Source organism: Diaphorobacter sp. HDW4B (genome assembly GCF_011305535.1).
Classification (GTDB): Bacteria; Pseudomonadota; Gammaproteobacteria; order Burkholderiales; family Burkholderiaceae_C; genus Diaphorobacter_A.
Window position 1 is genome coordinate 3460743 of the sequence record NZ_CP049905.1, and the last position, 12953, is coordinate 3473695.

Genomic DNA, 12953 nt, shown 5'->3' on the forward strand with positions numbered 1-12953 from the left:
AAGAAAAGCACATGAATGCCATTCACACAACTTGGAATCGCCTGACGCTCGTGCCGCTGGCTGCAGCACTTTTTCTGGCCGGTTGCGCAACGGCATTGCCGCCCGTCGAACCGCTGGCGGGCGTGCAAGCGCCCGCCGAATTCAGCACCGCACAGAACCAGTCTTCATGGACCACAGCCGCCCCCGCTGAAGCGCAACCGCGCGGCGAATGGTGGCGTGCGTTTGCCGATGCGGAACTCACCGCGCTCGTCGAACGTGCCGCAACGGCAAACACCGATGTGCAAGTCGCCGCCGCGCGCCTTGCCGAAGCGCGTGCGCTGTTGCGATCTGCCGATGCGCAGCGCTTGCCGCAATTGGGCGCATCGGCGGGCGTCGCCCGACAGGCCGGTGCCGACAAGGCCAACGGCATGCAACCGGCCACGCTGCATCAGGCAGGTCTGAATCTGTCGTACGAGGTCGATCTGTTCGGCCGTCTCTCCAACGCCAGCGAGGCCGCGCGCCAGGACGCCCAATCGCGCGACGCGCTGTTGCAGAGCACGCGCCTGCTGGTGCAGGCCGATGTGGCGCAGACCTATCTGCAACTGCGCTCGCTGCAGACCGAGCGCCAACTGGTGCAGCAAAGCCTGGCCGCGTATCGCGGCACGCTGCGGCTCATCGAGAGTCGCCACCGCGCGGGCGATGCAGCGGAGTTGGAAGTCGTGCGCATGCAAAGCGAAGTCTCCACGACCGAGGCCGAAACCCTCGCGCTCGAGCGCCAGCAGGCCACGCTCACACATGCGCTGGCGGTGCTGGTGGGTGATGTGGCCACCGGCTTTGCGCTGCCCGAATCGGCGGGGCCCATCGCCTTGCCGGTGATCCCCGCAGGCGTTCCGGCCACGGTGCTCGCGCGCAGGCCCGATGTGTCTGCCGCACAGGCCAATGTGCTGGCCGCGCAGGCGCGTGTGGGCGTTGCACAGGCGGCATGGTTTCCGGCCATTGCGCTGACCGGCAGCGGCGGGTTTGCTTCCCCCGATCTGGGCGACTTGTTCAAGTGGTCCGCGCGTTCGTGGGGACTGGGCTTGCTGATGAGCCTTCCCCTCTTCGACGGCGGCCAGCGTGCCGCACAGGAAGAGGGGGCCAAGGCGCGCCTTGAAGCGGCGCTTGCCGAACAACGCGGCCAGGTGCTGTCGGCGCTGCGCGATGTGGAAGACCAGCTCAGCACCCTGCGCCTGCTGCAGGGCCAGGCCGAAGTGCTCGGACAGGCCGTGCAATCGGCCGAGCGCGCCACGCATCTCTCCGACGTGCGCTATCGCAACGGCCTCGTGAGCCAGCTCGAACTGCTCGACGCACGCCGCAACGAACTGCGCAACCGCAGGCAGGCGCTGCAGGTCCGGACCTCGCAATACACCGCCACCATCGCACTCATCCGCGCACTCGGCGGCGACTGGAAGAGTTGAGGCGGTGAAGAGGTCCACGGTTATCCCTGCTCAGGCTGGACAGGCGTGTGGATAAGTCGGTACAACTGCTGTATGAGCCAATCAAGTGATTGATTTCAAACGATTTTCAATCTGCTGCTTAAATTTTCATCAACAGTGACTGACTTGTGCCCGCCTGCGTTGGACAGTGTTGTGGATAACTGTGGACAAGGCTTGTATGGGGAGTGCAAGTCATTGATTTCAAAGCAATTGACATGCACTGCTTAAAAAATGAGCGATCCATCCCGGTGGGGTGCCTGTTTTTTGAGCAATGCGCACATCCCCGCAAAACCTCGCATGGAATCTCGATTTATCCCTTGTTTTGAGGGACAAGCATGTGGATAAGCCTGAACTACGGCTGTACGGCGTTTGCAAGTGCTTGATTTCAAAGGATTGCCAATGTCCTGCTGAAAAATTGGGCAACACAGCACGGGTTATCCCACGCCGCTGCGGACAGACCTGTGGATAAGCATGGGCAAGGCTTGTACGGGGGATGCAAGTGCTTGATTTGAAAAGAGAAGTGATGGAGTGCTTAATCCTTGAGCAATCCACCACCGTGAAGCGCGCCTGCGGCAAGCCACGCGAATCACTGTTTTTTAGCGCCGCCTTGTCCCCATCAACCGCGAAATCGCCTGCGAGGTCTGCAGCAGTTGCGGCAGCAGCTCGTTTTTCAATTGTTCGATGCTCGTGCGGCTGGAATGGCCGCTGATGTTGAGTGCGGCAATCGTGTGGCCTGCGCGGTCCTTGATGGGGGCGGCGATGGAGCTCAGGCCTTCTTCGAGTTCCTGATTGAGCAGGCACCAGCCCTGTTCGCGGGCTTCGCGGATGCGGTCGAGCAGCGTGGCGTCGTCGGTGGCGGTGTATTGCGTGTACTGCTGGCGCGGCAGGCGGGCGAGGCGCTCTTTCAACTCGGCTTCGGGCAGATCGGCCAGCAGCACGCGGCCCAGCGAGGTCCAGAACGCGGGCAGGCGTGAGCCAACCGAGAGGTTGGTGCTCATGATCTTGTGCGTGTGCACGCGCAGCACGTAGACGATTTCGAGATCGTCGAGCACGGCGGTCGAGCAGGACTCGTGCACCTTGTCCACCAGTTGGTCCATCAGCGGCTCGGCCAGATCCCACATGGGCATGGACGTGAGGTAGGCAAATCCGAGGTCGAGGATTTTGGGCGTGAGGCGGAAATGCCGCTCGTCGCTCGCCACGTAGCCCAGCGTCTGCAGCGTGAGCAGAATGCGCCGCGCTCCGGCGCGCGTGAGGCCGGTGCGCGCTGCCACTTCACTGAGCGTCTGCTCGGGCGCGCTCGCGCTGAAAGATCGGATCACCTCCAGCCCGCGGGCGAAGGATTGGACGTAGGTGTCCCCTGGCGTAGGTGCATTCATCGCTGAATTCTCTCGTCTTTTCTCTGTAGGACAAGCCGATTCCTAGGGTTATCACCTATGAATTGGGCATTGTGGAGGTTTCCTGCTTCGGCCTAAAATTCATTATACGAACATTTGTTCATGATACGAACAAATTTCAAAGATTCAGCTTCCAGAGATTCCGATGCCAGGCGGGCGTGTTCGATCACTTCCCTTGGTTGCTTTCAACCACTACTCCAACCCTTCACGACATGATCAACAAGATTGCAGACTCCGTGGCGCAGGCCCTGGACGGCATCCAGGACGGTGCCACGGTATTGATCGGCGGATTCGGCACGGCCGGCATCCCCGGTGAGCTCATCGACGGTCTGATTGCGCACGGCGCACGTGACCTGACGGTGGTGAACAACAACGCAGGCAATGGCGATGCGGGCCTGGCCGCGCTGCTCAAGGCGGGCCGCGTGCGCAAGATCCTGTGCAGCTTTCCGCGCCAGGCCGACAGCTATGTCTTCGACGAGCTGTACCGCGCAGGCAAGCTGGAGCTGGAACTGGTGCCGCAGGGCAATCTGGCCGAGCGTCTGCGTGCGGCCGGTGCGGGCGTGGGGGCGTTCTTCTGCCCGACCTCGTTCGGCACCGAACTCGCCAACGGCAAGGAAACCCGCGAGATCGATGGTCGCCAGTACGTGCTGGAGTACCCGATCCACGGCGACGTCGCGCTGATCAAGGCCGAGAAGGGCGACCGCTGGGGCAACCTCACTTATCGCAAGGCGGCGCGCAACTTCGGCCCGGTGATGGCGACGGCGGCCAAGCGCACCATCGCATCGGTGCACGAGATTGCGGAACTCGGCGAGCTCGATCCCGAGAGCATCGTCACTCCCGGCATCTTCGTGAGCAAGATCGTGAAGATCGAACGTGTGGCCACGCAAGCTGGCGGCTTCAAGAAGTAAGGATTCATCGTGAGCAACTACCAAAAACGTACCAAGGACGAACTGGCTGCCCGCGTGGCGCAGGACATTCATGACGGCGCCTATGTGAACCTCGGCATCGGTCAGCCGACGCTGGTCGCCAACCACATTCCCGCAGGTCGCGAAGTCATTTTGCAAAGCGAGAACGGCATCCTCGGCATGGGCCCGGCACCTGCCGCTGGTGAAGAAGATTACGACCTGATCAACGCCGGCAAGCAGCCCGTGACGCTGCTCGCGGGTGGCGCGTATTTTCATCACGCCGACAGCTTCTCGATGATGCGCGGCGGCCATCTCGATATCTGCGTGCTGGGTGCATTCCAAGTGTCGGAAACGGGTGATCTCGCGAACTGGAGCACGGGCGAGGCCGGTGCGATTCCCGCGGTCGGCGGTGCGATGGATCTGGCCATCGGTGCCAAGCAGACCTGGGTGATGATGGACCTGCTCACCAAGAAGGGCGAGAGCAAGCTCGTCAAGCAATGCAGCTATCCGCTCACGGGCATCGGCTGCGTCAAGCGCATCTACTCGGATCTTGCTACGCTGGCATGCACGCCAGATGGCCTGCAGTTGATCGACAAGGTGGATGGACTCGAACACGCCGAACTCGAACGCCTGGTAGGCCTGCCGATCAAGGCGGCCTGAGCGCGACGACCCGTTCCACCATTTCACCATTCACGGAGACACTGAACAATGACCACTCAAGCATTCATCTGCGACGCCATCCGCACACCTTTCGGTCGCTACGGCGGCGCGCTCTCGGGCGTGCGCACGGACGATCTCGGCGCGCTGCCGATCAAGGCGCTCATGGAGCGCAATCCCAATGTCGATTGGAAAACCGTCACCGACGTGATCTACGGCTGCGCCAACCAGGCGGGTGAAGACAACCGCAACGTGTCCCACATGTCCTCGCTGCTTGCAGGTCTGCCGGTCGAAGTGCCGGGCTCGACCGTGAACCGCCTGTGCGGTTCGGGCCTTGACGCCATCGGCACCGCAGCACGCGCCATCAAGTCGGGCGAAGCCACCTTGATGATCGCCGGTGGTGTGGAAAGCATGAGCCGCGCGCCGTTCGTCATGCCCAAGGCCGAGTCCGCATTCAGCCGCAACAACGCGGTGTACGACACGACCATCGGCTGGCGTTTCGTGAACAAGCTCATGAAGGCCCAGTACGGCGTGGATTCGATGCCTGAAACGGCCGAGAACGTGGCCGACGATTTCAAGATCGAGCGTGAAGCGCAGGACCGCATGGCGCTGGCTTCGCAGCAGAAGGCCGCTGCAGCGATTGCTGCGGGCTACCTCGCCAAGGAAATCGTGCCCGTGTCGCTTGCGCAGAAGAAGGGCGATCCGATCATCTTCTCGCAAGACGAGCACCCACGCGGCACGACGCTCGAAGCACTCGCCAAGTTGAAGGGCGTCGTGCGTCCCGACGGCACGGTGACCGCGGGCAATGCGTCCGGCGTGAACGACGGCGCTTGCGCGCTGCTGCTGGCCGACGAGCAATCCGCCAAGAAGTTTGGCCTGACACCGAAGGCCCGCGTCGTCGGCATGGCGACTGCTGGCGTGGCTCCGCGCATCATGGGCTTCGGCCCCGCGCCTGCCGTGCGCAAGGTGCTGGCACTGACCGGCCTGACGCTGGACCAGATGGACGTGATCGAGCTGAACGAAGCGTTCGCCGCACAAGGCCTGGCCGTGCTGCGCGACCTCGGCATCGCCGACGACGACAAGCGCGTGAACCAATGGGGCGGCGCGATCGCTCTGGGCCACCCGCTCGGCGCATCGGGCGCGCGTCTGGCCACTACGGCGGTGAACCAGCTGCACACGCTCGGCGGCCGCTACGCGCTGTGCACGATGTGCATCGGCGTGGGTCAGGGCATTGCGGTGATTCTGGAAAAAGTGTGATGTAGAAAATTCGCCTTCTCCTGTTGTCAGGAGCGGGCGTGAACACGGCGCGGGCATCCACCCGCGCCGTGACGGAAGGATAAGAAGTGAGTCAGACCAACGATCAATTCATCGCCACACAAGGCGGCAACCTGCGCGTGCGTGTGGAAGGTCCGCAGGATGCGCCTGCGCTGGTGTTCTCCAATTCGCTGGGCACCACGCTCGAGATGTGGGATGCGCAGGCAGCGAAGTTCTCCAAGGATTTCCGCGTCGTGCGTTACGACACGCGCGGCCATGGCGGCAGCGTGGTGTCGCCCGGTGCGTACAGCTTCGATCTGCTGGGCAACGATGTGGTGGCGATTCTTGACGCGCTGAAAATCGAGCGTGCGCATTTCTGCGGCATCTCGATGGGCGGCTTCACCGGCCTGTGGCTGGGACTGAATGCCGCATCGCGCATGAACCGCATCGCTGTGTGCAACAGCGCTGCGAAGATCGGCACGCCGGACGGCTGGAACATGCGCTCCGCGATGGTCCGCGAAAAGGGCGTTGCCGCGATGAAGGAACTGGCGGATTCGTCGCCTTCGCGCTGGTTTACCGAAGCCTTCATTGCCGCGCAGCCTGCCGTGGTGCAGCGTGCGCAGGCATGGATTGCCGCCGTGAATCCGCAAGGCTATGCAGGCTGCTGCGACGCGCTGGCCGGTGCCGATGTGCGCGACCAGATTGCGAAGATCGCCTTGCCCACGCTCATCATTGCAGGCAGTGCCGATCCGGTCACAACCGTGGCCGATGGCGAGTTCATGCAGCAACACATCCCCGGTGCCAAGCTGGCCGCTGTGCCCGCATCGCACCTCTCGAATCTCGAAGCGCCACAAGCCTTCGACGACGCGCTTTCGCAGTTTCTGCGAGCGTGAGGAACCCAAAGTAAAGATCGGGGCGACGTCGCGCTGACGACGTTGCTCTTGTCGTGATCGACCACCAGGTCGGTCACTCGCCGCGCCGCTTTGTCGGTGCGGCACAGACGGTTCATGCCATCCCCTTGGGTGACAGACACGACCGTCGGCGTTGCAGGCCTTTGTGCCGAGCTGCGTTTTTTCAGCACTACTCAAAACACTACATCGGAGACGAATCGCTTGCTTTCTTGCCGCTTGGCGACGGAGGGCAAGTAGCGGCGTTTCCGAAACAAAAGACAAGCGAATTTTCATGTCCTCAGCGTGGTCGACCGCGCGTACAACTCACGCATGCCTATCATGGCGGCGTCGGGTCTGGTTTTCAAAGGAGTAATTTCATGCTGTACATGGTCGAAATGATCGTCAAGATTCCTCACGGGATGGACCCGGTGGTCGTCGCCGAAATCAAGGCCAAGGAAAAGGCCTACTCGCAACAACTGCAAAAGGACGGCAAGTGGCGTCATCTGTGGCGCGTGGTGGGCGAATACTCGAACGTGAGCATCTTCGACGCCGCCAGCAACGACGAACTGCACACCATGCTCAACAACCTGCCGCTGTTTCCGTACATGGAGATCAAGGTGAAGGCGCTGGCCAACCACCCGTCTTCCATCGTTCAGGAATAAGCACGAACAAAAACGGGAAGGAGTGATCCTTCCCGTCGCGCGAGCCGCAGCACGCTGTCGAGGTCAAGCCTTGGGAGCGTCCTGCGGCTCTTGTGTCTGGGGTTCCTTGGCGCTGTGCTGGTTGCGTCCGTAGATCGCCTCGGCCTGCTCGCGCGTCCTGGCGGCGTCGTGTTCCTGGCGCTCCTTCTGCATCTGTTCGACCAGTTGCGAGCGGCCTTGTTTGGCGACGGCGATCATCGCGGCGTTGTCGTTGTGGTGCTCGTACATGAGATTGGCCAGCGCGATGTTGTGCTCGCGAAAACGCTCGGTCACGTAGGCGGCTTCTTCGGGCGCAAGGCCCACCATTTCCATGACGGTGCGACCGGACACGAGGCTGGACTCGAACAGCTCGCGCTGCGAATGCTCCACGCCCAGGTCGCGCAACTGGTTCCAGTGCGTGATGTCGCGCGCACGGGCGACGATTTTCAGATGCGGGAAATGCTTCTTCACGATCTGCACGATCTTGAGCGACTGGTCTGGCTTGTCCACCGCCACGACGATCACCTTGGCCTGCTCGGCACCGGCAATGCGCAGCAGATTCACGCGCGTGGCATCGCCGTAGAAAACGCGGTAGCCGAAGGTGTGCGCGACTTCGAGCATTTCCACGCTGTGGTCGAGCACCGTGACGGGCGTGCCTTGTGCGAGCAGCATGCGCGCGACGATCTGGCCGTAGCGACCGAAACCGGTGATGATGACCGGCGCGGATTGCGGCTCGGAGATTTCCTTCACATCCGAAGGTGCGCTCTTGAGCGTCGCAAAGCGCTTGAGCAGCACGCGGTCCATCACCACCAGCAAAAGCGGCGTGAGCAGCATGGACAGCGCCACCGCGCCGATCAGCAGCGAAGCGGTTTCGGTGGGGATCGCCTTGAACGTCGCACCGGTCTGGAACACGACGAACGCGAATTCACCGCCTTGCGCAAGCAGCAGCGTGAACACCGGGCGCTCCTGATAAGGCATCTTGGTGACGGTGGCGAGTCCGTAAATCACGAGGGCCTTGAGCACGAGAAAGCCGACCAGCAGGCCCAGCATGGCCCAGGGCGATGCGAGGATCACGCCGAAGTCGATGCTCATTCCGACCGCGATGAAGAACAGACCGAGCAGCAATCCTTTGAACGGCTCGATGTCGGTTTCAAGCTCGCGGCGGAATTCGCTGTCGGCCAGCAGCACGCCTGCGAGGAACGCGCCGAGCGCCATCGACAGGCCGACGGTGAGCATCAACATGGCGATGCTGACCACGAGGAACAGCGAGGTGGCGGTGAAGATCTCGGGCGTCTTGCTCTTGGCGATCCAGCGCAGCAGCGGGCGCAGCAGCAGGCGACCGCCGATGATGATGGCTCCCACCACACCGATGATCTTGGCAGCTTCGAGCGCCATCTGCATGGGGTCGTGGTGCGGCGTGGTGTGGCCATCGGTCACATCGGCACCGACGCCGAGCAGCGGCAGCAGCGCCAGAATCGGGATCGCCGCCACGTCCTGGAACAGCAGAATCGAGAACGCCTTCTGGCCGCTGTCGGTGCGCATCAGGTTGCGCTCTTCAATCGATTGCAGCGCGATGGCGGTGGACGACAGTGCCAGCCCAAACGCGCCGACCAGACCGATGCGCCAAGGCATTCCAAATGCCCAGGCCACGGCCCAGAGCAGGGCGGCGCAGCCCAGCATCTGCGCCGTGCCCAGCCCGAAGATCGGACGGCGCATGCTCCACAGGCGGCTGGGTTGTAGTTCCAGGCCGACCAGAAACAGCATCAGCACCACGCCGAATTCGGCGAAGTGAAGAATGTCCTGCACATTGCTGACGAGCCGCAGCCCCCACGGCCCGATGGCGATGCCGGCTGCGAGGTAGCCGATGATGGCCCCAAGGCCCAGTGCGCGGGCGATGGGTACGGCGATCACGGCTGCCGCGAGATAGGTGAAGCCGTAGGTAAGCCAGATGGGCGCGTGAGACATAGGCGATGAGCGGGAGCGGTCCGGTGCTGTTGTAATCGGAATCGGAATGGGGCAAAGCGGGGTCGGGGCAGAGGCCGAGGTCGCTGATCGGATTCTGATTCACCATAGCCATCCCGTGCCGCCGTGGGGACGACATGGCGCTCCGCATTTGTAAATATTCGTTATTCCCGCGAATGCGCTCTGCTTTGGTGCGTGGGCCAGCAGAGGCGCTTGGTGCTGCATAGAATTCCGGCTTCATTGAATTGGTTCGCGCAGACTGGATTGGAGTGTTGGCATGGAGTGGCATACGTGGGTGGCGTTTTTTGTAGCGTCCTGGGTGATCGCCATTTCGCCGGGCTCCGGGGCCGTGCTGTGCATGAGCCACGGTCTCTCGTACGGGGTGCGCAAGACCGAGGGCACGATCATCGGGCTGGAAATCGGCCTGCTGTTCATCCTGCTGGTCGCGGGTGCGGGCGTGGGCTCGCTGCTGATTGCGTCCGAAGTGGCCTTCAACATCGTCAAGGTGCTGGGCGCCTGCTACCTGATCTATCTGGGCTTCATGCAATGGCGCTCGGGCGCGGGCAGCCCGATGGAAGCCGGTGCGGACGTCGCGCCCATGAGCCTGCGCCGCCGCATTCTCACCGGCATGCTGACCAATGCGACCAATCCCAAGGGCATCGTCTTCATGGTCGCGGTGCTGCCGCAGTTCATGACCGACGCGAAGCCGCTGTGGTCGCAATTGGCCGTCATGGCGGTCACGTTGCTGGCGGTGGACATGGTGGTGATGACGGGCTACGCCGCCAGCGCCAGTGCGCTGCGCCGCTGGATGCGCAGCGAGCGCGCCCGTCGCAACCAGAACCGCGTGTTTGGCGGTCTGCTGATGCTGGTGGGCACGGGGCTGTTCTTCGTCAAGCGCGGCGGGCAGAACGCGACCTGATGTTTTTGGCCTGCAAAAGCAGGTAGATACACGCCGTTTGGCGCAATAAATGCCAAGCGACTACCATTGCTCCCAATTTCTGCAAAGGAGTCGGGCATGGCGGTGGTTGCAGTGGCAAATCCCAAAGGCGGCGTTGGCAAGTCCACGCTGTCCACCAACGTTGCGGGCTATTTCGCGCGCCAGGGCGGCACCGTGGTGCTCGGCGACGTGGATCGCCAGCAGTCATCGCGGCTGTGGCTGCAGCAGCGGCCCGAGGCGGCCCGGCCGATTGCCCGCTGGCAAATTTCCTCAGACGACCTGGATCGCCCGCCCAAGGACGCCACCCATGCCGTGCTCGACACGCCCGCGGGACTGCACGGCAGGCTGCTCAAGGAAGTGCTCAAGCTCGCGGACAAGATCATCGTGCCCCTGCAGCCCAGCGTGTTCGACATCTTCGCCACGCAGGAATTTCTCGCCGAACTGGCCGAGCATCGCCATGCGCAGGGCGTGCAGGTGGGCATCGTCGGCATGCGCGTGGACGGGCGCACGCTGGCGTCGGAGCAGCTTCACCATTTCATCGACGGGCTGAAACTGCCGGTGCTCGGCTATCTGCGCGACACCCAGAACTACGTCCATCTGGCCGCGCATGGCCTGAGCGTGTTCGATGTGACGCCCAGCCGCGTCGCGCGCGATCTGGAACAGTGGCAGGGCATCTGCGAATGGCTGGACGCCTGATCACGCGAACGAACGGATGAAGAAACAAAACAAAACGCCGCCCGAAACGAATTTCGGGCGGCGTTTTGTTTTTTCTTTGCTTCTCTGGGGTGCCTATGAAAGGCCCGCAGCCGTCACATCGCTGTGCTCGGCTGCGGCAAGCTCTGTGCGAGTGAGTTACTGCACCGAACCTTCGCCTTGAATGGCGGTGCCAGCGTGAGCAGCACCTGCGGCCTGACGTTGCACGTTCGAGCGTGCGACGGCTGCGCCGTGGTTGTCAGCAGCAGGGTCGGTGTAGCTGTCGCCCACCAGAGGCAGAGTGCCGTCCTTGCGAGCGGCGAGGTATTCGTTGATCACTTGCTGGCGTGACTTGGTGCTCTGGGCGTTGGTCACGTCGGTGCCGTAACCGGCTTCGGCGCTGTTCACTTGGGCTTGTGCGCTCACGGCGCTCACTGCGAGGACGGCAACTACGGCGGCGGTGTTCAGAATGCTCTTCATGATCTTTTTCCTTTCAACAACTCATCGGTTGGATTTGTTCGGTTTTCGATGAGCGAGGTCTTTCGTTCGTCGATGGTTGAACTTTATTCCTGTCATCAAACGGTAAAAAGTATCTGGCAAGCAATTCATTGTTTTGAAAAATGAAATAATTAGCGGGAACTTTTCAAATTGGACAAGAAACGATGGACAAGCTCCAGGCCATGCATGTGTTTCAGGCGGTGGTGGACGAGGGCGGTTTTGCCGCAGCAGCCCGCGCGCTGGACATGTCGCCCGCAGGCGTGACGCGCTATGTCTCCGAGCTGGAGAGCGATGTGGGTGCGCGACTTCTGCAGCGCACCACGCGCAAGGTCTCGCTGACCGAGGCGGGCGAGGCCTATCTGGCGCGCGTGCGGCACATCCTCAACGACGTGGAAGACGCGCGTGCCGTGGCGCAGGCTCACACCATGGAAATCGCGGGCGTGCTGCACATCTCGGCGTCGCCGCTGCTTGCCACGCATCTGCTCGCCCCGGTGATCGCGGGCTTTCGGCGGCTGCATCCGCAGGTGACTTTCGATGTGTCGGTCGAGGCGGTCGGCCCGAGTTCGGTCAGCGACTACGACATCAAGCTGCTGACCGCGCCCTCGGGCTTCAACGCCAACCTGATCGCGCGGCCCATTATCACGACCATGGGCGTGCTCTGCGCGTCACCCGAGTACCTGAACGAGCGCGGCGCGCCGCTCACGCCGGACGATCTGAAGGACCATGACTGCCTGCAGTTCAAGCACCAGGACCGGCGCATCGGCATGGTGCAGCTCACCAATCCCGAAGCCGATGGGCTGACGGTGGAAGTGCCCGTGCGGCCAGTCTGTCAGGTCAACTATCTGGACACCTTGCTGCGCGCCGTTCTTGACGGCGCAGGCATCGGCTCCCAGCCCATGGAACTGGCCGCGCCGTATCTCAACACCGGCAAGTTGGTGCGCGTGCTCGCGCCGTGGACGACCGGGCAGCTCACGCTCTACGCGGCCCTGCCGAGCCGCAAGTTTCTGCCTGCACGCACGCAGGCGTTTCTGGAGTACCTGACCGAGCGCACACGCAACTCGGTGCATGCGGCGATGGAACGTGCGGCGCAGCAGCGCGATGCGGCCCGCCCTCTCAGTGATCCGCTCAGCGAGTAAGTGCGTTCACAAAACTGTTCTGACGCCAGGCCTCGAACACCGTCACCGCCACGGCGTTGGAGAGGTTGAGGCTGCGCTGATCGGGCAGCATGGGCAGGCGCAGGCGTTGCTCGTTGGGAAACGAGTCGCGCAGCTCGGGCGCCAGACCGCGTGATTCGGAGCCGAAGACGAACCAGTCGCCGGGTTGGAATACCGTGTCGAAAACCGGCTGGCTGCCGCGCGTGGTCATTGCGAACATGCGGGTGGTGTCGGGCTTTTCGTCCTGCAGCAGGGCGGCCCAGTTGGCGTGCTTTCGCACGTCGGCGTATTCGTGATAGTCCAGCCCGGCGCGCCGCATGTAGCGGTCTTCCATCGAAAAGCCCAGCGGCTCGACCAGATGCAGCATGCACCCGGTGTTGGCGGCCAGGCGGATGACGTTGCCGGTGTTCGGCGGGATTTCGGGTTCGACGAGAACAATGTGAAACATGGAGCGTATTGTCGTCGTCCTCGAATG

13 protein-coding genes are annotated in these 12953 nt (G+C 62.6%); 9 read left to right on the forward strand and 4 right to left on the reverse strand.

The window, feature by feature from the left end; translation table 11 throughout:
* Window positions 1-11 precede the first annotated feature (11 nt).
* Window positions 12-1436 (forward strand): efflux transporter outer membrane subunit, encoded by a 1425-nt coding sequence (locus tag G7048_RS15860; protein WP_166069066.1) that lies wholly within the window; start codon window positions 12-14, stop codon window positions 1434-1436.
* Window positions 1437-2050: 614 nt separating this feature from the next.
* Here G7048_RS15860 and G7048_RS15865 read toward each other — a convergent pair.
* Window positions 2051-2830: an IclR family transcriptional regulator C-terminal domain-containing protein gene (locus G7048_RS15865; protein WP_166069068.1), complete on the reverse strand. Its 780-nt coding sequence runs from the start codon at window positions 2828-2830 to the stop codon at window positions 2051-2053.
* A gap of 230 nt (window positions 2831-3060) precedes the next feature.
* On the opposite strand from G7048_RS15865, the gene G7048_RS15870 reads away from it, so the two are divergent.
* The 5 genes from G7048_RS15870 (at window position 3061) to catC (ending at window position 7216) form a co-directional block, all read left to right on the forward strand.
* Window positions 3061-3756 (forward strand): 3-oxoacid CoA-transferase subunit A, encoded by a 696-nt coding sequence (locus tag G7048_RS15870; RefSeq protein ID WP_166069069.1) that lies wholly within the window; start codon window positions 3061-3063, stop codon window positions 3754-3756.
* A 9-nt stretch (window positions 3757-3765) separates the two neighbouring features.
* Window positions 3766-4413: a 3-oxoacid CoA-transferase subunit B gene (locus G7048_RS15875; protein ID WP_166069070.1), complete on the forward strand. Its 648-nt coding sequence runs from the start codon at window positions 3766-3768 to the stop codon at window positions 4411-4413.
* A 48-nt stretch (window positions 4414-4461) separates the two neighbouring features.
* The gene (pcaF, locus tag G7048_RS15880; RefSeq protein ID WP_166069071.1) at window positions 4462-5667 is read left to right on the forward strand and encodes a 3-oxoadipyl-CoA thiolase; all 1206 of its coding nucleotides are present in this window, start codon (window positions 4462-4464) and stop codon (window positions 5665-5667) included.
* An 86-nt stretch (window positions 5668-5753) separates the two neighbouring features.
* Window positions 5754-6557, forward strand: a complete 804-nt coding sequence (pcaD, locus tag G7048_RS15885; RefSeq protein WP_166069072.1) for a 3-oxoadipate enol-lactonase — start codon at window positions 5754-5756, stop codon at window positions 6555-6557.
* Between the two features lie 374 nt (window positions 6558-6931).
* Entirely contained in the window at window positions 6932-7216 is a 285-nt protein-coding gene (catC, locus tag G7048_RS15890; RefSeq protein WP_166069073.1) for a muconolactone Delta-isomerase, read from the forward strand.
* 63 nt (window positions 7217-7279) lie between these two features.
* On the opposite strand, the gene kefC is transcribed toward catC, so the two are convergent.
* On the reverse strand, window positions 7280-9199 hold the full coding sequence (kefC, locus tag G7048_RS15895; RefSeq protein ID WP_166069074.1) for a glutathione-regulated potassium-efflux system protein KefC: 1920 nt from the start codon (window positions 9197-9199) through the stop codon (window positions 7280-7282).
* Window positions 9200-9473: 274 nt separating this feature from the next.
* On the opposite strand from kefC, the gene G7048_RS15900 reads away from it, so the two are divergent.
* Complete coding sequence (locus tag G7048_RS15900; protein WP_166069075.1) at window positions 9474-10115, forward strand: LysE family transporter; 642 nt, start codon at window positions 9474-9476, stop codon at window positions 10113-10115.
* Window positions 10116-10211: 96 nt separating this feature from the next.
* Window positions 10212-10829 carry a ParA family protein gene (locus tag G7048_RS15905; RefSeq protein WP_166069077.1) on the forward strand — a complete coding sequence of 206 codons (618 nt, stop codon included), beginning with the start codon at window positions 10212-10214 and terminating at the stop codon, window positions 10827-10829.
* A 156-nt stretch (window positions 10830-10985) separates the two neighbouring features.
* Here the strand turns inward: G7048_RS15905 and G7048_RS15910 are convergent, their stop codons facing one another.
* Window positions 10986-11306 carry a DUF4148 domain-containing protein gene (locus tag G7048_RS15910; RefSeq protein WP_166069078.1) on the reverse strand — a complete coding sequence of 107 codons (321 nt, stop codon included), beginning with the start codon at window positions 11304-11306 and terminating at the stop codon, window positions 10986-10988.
* 182 nt (window positions 11307-11488) lie between these two features.
* Here G7048_RS15910 and G7048_RS15915 point away from each other — a divergent pair, with 182 nt between their 5' ends.
* The gene (locus G7048_RS15915) at window positions 11489-12460 is read left to right on the forward strand and encodes a LysR family transcriptional regulator (protein WP_166069079.1); all 972 of its coding nucleotides are present in this window, start codon (window positions 11489-11491) and stop codon (window positions 12458-12460) included.
* On the opposite strand, the gene trmL is transcribed toward G7048_RS15915, so the two are convergent.
* Window positions 12450-12926 carry a tRNA (uridine(34)/cytosine(34)/5-carboxymethylaminomethyluridine(34)-2'-O)-methyltransferase TrmL gene (gene trmL, locus G7048_RS15920; RefSeq protein ID WP_166069080.1) on the reverse strand — a complete coding sequence of 159 codons (477 nt, stop codon included), beginning with the start codon at window positions 12924-12926 and terminating at the stop codon, window positions 12450-12452. The two genes, G7048_RS15915 and trmL, sit on opposite strands and share 11 nt — an antisense overlap.
* Window positions 12927-12953 lie beyond the last annotated feature (27 nt).